This window comes from uncultured Methylobacterium sp. (assembly GCF_964251405.1).
Taxonomy (GTDB): domain Bacteria; phylum Pseudomonadota; class Alphaproteobacteria; order Rhizobiales; family Beijerinckiaceae; genus Methylobacterium.
In genome coordinates this window covers 3,254-7,664 of the sequence record NZ_CAXUJR010000131.1, presented here as the reverse complement: position 1 = coordinate 7,664, position 4,411 = coordinate 3,254, and the positions used below count along the sequence as shown (strand labels likewise).

4 protein-coding genes are annotated in these 4,411 nt (G+C 70.8%); all 4 read left to right on the top strand.

Going from position 1 to position 4,411, the window contains the following annotated elements:
- Positions 1 to 418 precede the first annotated feature (418 nt).
- A complete protein-coding gene (locus tag ACFE7U_RS16815; RefSeq protein WP_375410860.1) occupies positions 419 to 940 on the top strand; it encodes a gluconokinase in 522 nt (173 codons plus the stop codon).
- Between the two features lie 249 nt (positions 941 to 1,189).
- Positions 1,190 to 2,062, top strand: a complete 873-nt coding sequence (locus ACFE7U_RS16810; protein ID WP_375410858.1) for a transglycosylase SLT domain-containing protein — start codon at positions 1,190 to 1,192, stop codon at positions 2,060 to 2,062.
- A 456-nt stretch (positions 2,063 to 2,518) separates the two neighbouring features.
- On the top strand, positions 2,519 to 3,403 hold the full coding sequence (locus ACFE7U_RS16805) for a helix-turn-helix transcriptional regulator (protein WP_375410857.1): 885 nt from the start codon (positions 2,519 to 2,521) through the stop codon (positions 3,401 to 3,403).
- 162 nt (positions 3,404 to 3,565) lie between these two features.
- Positions 3,566 to 4,411 (top strand): serine O-acetyltransferase, encoded by an 846-nt coding sequence (gene cysE, locus ACFE7U_RS16800; protein WP_375410856.1) that lies wholly within the window; start codon positions 3,566 to 3,568, stop codon positions 4,409 to 4,411.

The following is a 4,411-nucleotide window of genomic DNA, read 5'->3' as shown; positions in this document are numbered from 1 at the left end:
ATCACCGCGCTCGTCGTCGGACCCGCAGCAGGAAGCAGCGACGAACAGCCCGACACCGCGAGCGCGGTGAACAGGAGGAACGGAAGGGTACGCATCCAGGGCAGCCTGTCGGTTTCGCCAGCCTGCTGCCTAGACCATCCCCACCGCCATGTCCGTGGCGGGGCGGTCACAGTCGCGGCGCCACCGGCCCGCGGCCCGCACCCATCCCCGTTGCGCACACCCTCCGGCCCACGGCCGGTTTCCGCCGGCCAGCGATGCATGTCCGCTCCCGGTCGCCAACGACCGCCGTGGCGATTACAACGTCCTCGCGATGATCCTCGGGCCGCAACGGCTGCGCGAGCGCGGCCTGGCGCCCGGCGGGGCCAAGGGGGCCGTCGCAACGACGACCGGCCCGGAGCGGTCCAACGACGAGGCGCCCATGGCCGATGAGCTGTCCCCGACCGTGCTGGTGGTGATGGGCGTGTCCGGGTCCGGCAAGAGCACGGTCGCCGCGCTCCTCGCCGAGCGGCTCGGATGGGATTTCGCCGATGGCGACACCTTCCACGGCCCGGGCAACATCGCGAAGATGCAGGCCGGCATCGGGCTCGGCGACGGCGACCGGACGCCCTGGCTCGCCGCCATCGCGGCGTGGATCGACCGGCACCTGGCGGAGGGGCGATCGGGCGTGATCGTCTGCTCGGCGCTGAAGCGGTCCTATCGCGGCGCCCTGGTCCGCGATCGGCCTGCGGTGCGGATCGTCTATCTCTCGGGGGAGCCGGCCCTGATCGCTGAGCGGCTTTCCAGGCGGCTCGGCCATTTCATGCCGGCGACGCTGCTCGAGAGCCAGTTCGCCGCCCTCGAACCGCCCGGTCCCGAGGAGCGGCCGATCACCGTCTCGGTCGCGCACGGCCCCACGCTCGTCGTCGAGGCCATCCTCGACCAGCTCGGCTACGCAGCCTGACAGCGCCCGATGGCGGCCCCGGCGAGGCCGTTGGGTCCGGCATCCCGCGTTTCGACTCCAGGCAGCTCGGATCGCCGAACAAGGGGACGCGTCCGCGGAATCGTGGACCGCGCCCGCCTGTGTCGTGTGCGCCACAGCACATCAACAAACGGCCACGCTCCCACCGGCGATTGCGGCCGGGGCCGCTTTCCGGCCGCATTTGAGACCGACCCAGGTTTGATCGGCCGATGGCCAAACCGGGTCCCTCGTATGAACCAGCGCCTCCTGCTCCTCGCCGCATTCGTCGCATCGCTTCCCGCGACGGCCTCCGCGCAGCAGACCGGCGCCCCACGCGACAACATCAATGCCCTGATCGAGGCCCAGGCCAAGGCCGCCGGCCTTCCGTCGAGCTTCGTCCATCAGGTCGTCAAGCGTGAGAGCAACTACAACCCCAACGCCAAGGGCGGTTCGGCCCTGGGTCTGATGCAGATCAAGCACGCCACCGCGCGCGGCATGGGCTACGGTGGCGATGCCGCGGGCCTCTACGATCCCCAGACCAACCTGCGTTACGGGATCGCCTACCTCGCCGGGGCCTACCGCGCCGCGAAGGGCGACCTGATCCAGGCCTACAACTACTACAACAAGGGCTATTACTACGCCGCCAAGCGCCTCGGCATCACCACCGACGTCGCGGCCGATGTACCGACGGCGCCGAGATCCGGCACCGCCTTCGGCAGCCTGTTCGGTCAGCGACCGGCCGTCGATCCCAACGTGACGGCCGCCAACACCGCCCTCGCCTACGCGCCATCACCCGCCACCGATCCGGCCCCCACGGAGGTGGTGGAGGTTCCGCTGCCGCCGCGGCGGCCCGCCTTCCGCAGCGACGTCGCCCTGTCCGATCCGGTCACTGCGACGGTCGCCGGCGCCCGTTCCACCGACCTCGCTGCCCTCTCGGTGGCGCCCCAGGCGGCGTCGCTCGCCATGAGTGCCGAGCCGCCCGTCACCGAGACCGTGGAGGTGCCCCTGCCGCCCCGGCGGCCCTCCCTCGTCCAGCTCGCCTCGGTCGGGCGACCGATCGTCGCGAAGAAGGCGCCCGTCGCCGGGACGACGCTCGAGGCCTCCGCGCTTCCCACCGCGCAGTAACGGCCCATCGCGCCGGATCCGAGGTCTGAACGGTCACGGACGGACGCGTCGATCGGCGTTTGGGGCACGGAATCGACCTCGGCATGCACCATCGCGGCCGACAGCGTACCCTGACGCCGGGGACCTCGAGACCGCGACGTGAATCGATCGAGCCCGTAATTGTAGTGCGTCATGCGTGCCCCCATGTTGCAGTGCGATGTGGAACACTGCATGCAAGCGTTGGAATACGGGCGGGCCGTCGGGACGGCCTGACGGCGTCGATTTGGGAATCATGTTTCACGTCAGGGATTTATCCAGGCGTGGCGGAACTCGTCCGCGCGTTCTTGCCGGGCAAGCTCCCGCCGGGAGAGTTCCTGCCGGGGGAATTCCTGCTGAGAGACATGGCGTGCGCGGACGAGCGGGTCCGTCGCGGCCCGATGAATGTGTCGTTTGGATCGTACAGGGACGGACGGAGCTATGACCGGGGCGATGGAGCAGGAATCGCTTTTCCTGGCGGAGCTCGGGCGGCGGGTCCGGCATGCGCGGACGGTCCGGGGGCTGTCGCGCAAGCTGCTGTCGCAGACCTCGGGCCTGTCGGAGCGCTACATCGCCCAGCTCGAGAGCGGCCAGGGCAACGTCTCGATCATCCTGCTGCGGCGCGTCGCCAACGCCATGGGCATTCGCCTCGACGATCTCATCGCCGACCAGGAGATCCCGACGGACTGGCATGTGCTGCGCGATCTCCTGGGCAATGCATCGGCGGAGCAGATCGCCCTGGCCAAGGGTGTGCTCTCGGGCAAGACCGGCGCGGCCGGCGAGGCCGTGCAGCCGCGGGTGGCGGTGGTGGGCCTGCGCGGCGCCGGCAAGTCGACCCTCGGCCGCCGCGTCGCCGACCGGCTCGGCTGGAGCTTCGTCGAGCTCAACGCCGAGATCGAGCGCGAGAACGCCCTCTCGGTGAAGGAGATCTTCGCGATCTACGGGCAGGAGGGCTATCGCCGGCTGGAGCAGGGGGCCCTGCGCCGGCTCACCGAGCGGCCCGGCCCGTTCGTGCTCGCCACCAGCGGCGGCATCGTCGCCGAGCCCCTGACATACGACCTGCTGCTGCAGGCGTTCTTCACGATCTGGCTGCGGGCCAAGCCCGAGGAGCACATGCGGCGGGTGCGCGACCAGGGCGAACTGCCGACCACCGGGGACCATGCCTCGGCGATGCAGGAATTGCGGGCGGTGCTGCTCAGCCGCGAACCGCTCTATGCCAGGGCCTCGGCGGTGGTGGACACCTCCGATGTCGGCGTCGACGTCATGGTCGACCGCCTCGCGAGCGCCATTGAGACGCGGTTCGGCGAAGTCCAGCCCGCGAGCTGACCTGAACTCGCCCGCCCGCATGCCCGGCACGCGCCGCGACCGCCCTTGATCGCGGCCGCGTCGCGCACCACGCTAAGGGCAACCCGGCCGGCCGTGCGAGCGGCCGGATGCCATGAGGGTCGCGATCCGGTCGTGATCCGCGCCCTTCTCGAGGAGCCACCGATGTCCGCGAGCCCGTCCTTCAGTCCGAGCGAACCGGCGATGCTCGACCCGGTCTGGAGCCGCCTGCGCGCCGAGGCCGAGACGGTGGTCCGCGAGGAACCGCAGCTCGCCTCCTTCATCGTGGCGACGATCCTCAACCACGCCACCCTCGAATCGGCGGTGTCGCATCGGGTCGCGGCGCGGCTCGGGCATTCGTCGCTGTCGAGCGAGCTCGTCGCCCACGGCTTCTACGAGGCGATCGCCGACGATCCCCGCATCGGCCAGAGCTTCCGCGCCGACATCGTCGCCGTCCTCGACCGCGATCCGGCAGCGAGCCGCGCCCTCGAGCCGGTGCTCTACTTCAAGGGCTTCCACGCGATCCAGGCCCATCGCCTCGCCCATTGGTACTGGACCCACGACCGCCGCGACCTCGCGCTCTACCTGCAGAGCCGCTCGTCCGAGGTGTTCCAGACCGACATCCACCCCGCCGCCCGGGTCGGGCGCGGCATCTTCCTCGACCACGCCACCGGCCTCGTCGTCGGCTCCACCGCGGTGATCGAGGACGACGTCTCGATGCTGCATGCGGTGACGCTGGGCGGCACGGGCAAGCAGGGCAGCGACCGCCATCCCAAGATCCGCCGCGGCGTGATGATCGGGGCGGGCGCCAAGATCCTCGGCAACATCGAGGTCGGGGCCTGTGCGCGCGTGGCCGCCGGCTCGGTGGTGCTGCGGCCGGTCCCGCCCAACACGACGGTGGTCGGCGTGCCGGCGCGGGTCGTCGGCACCGCCGGCTGCGCCGAGCCGGCCCGGGCCATGGACCAGTTCGTCAGCGTCGACCAGTTCGTCCACATGGCCGAGGGGATCTGA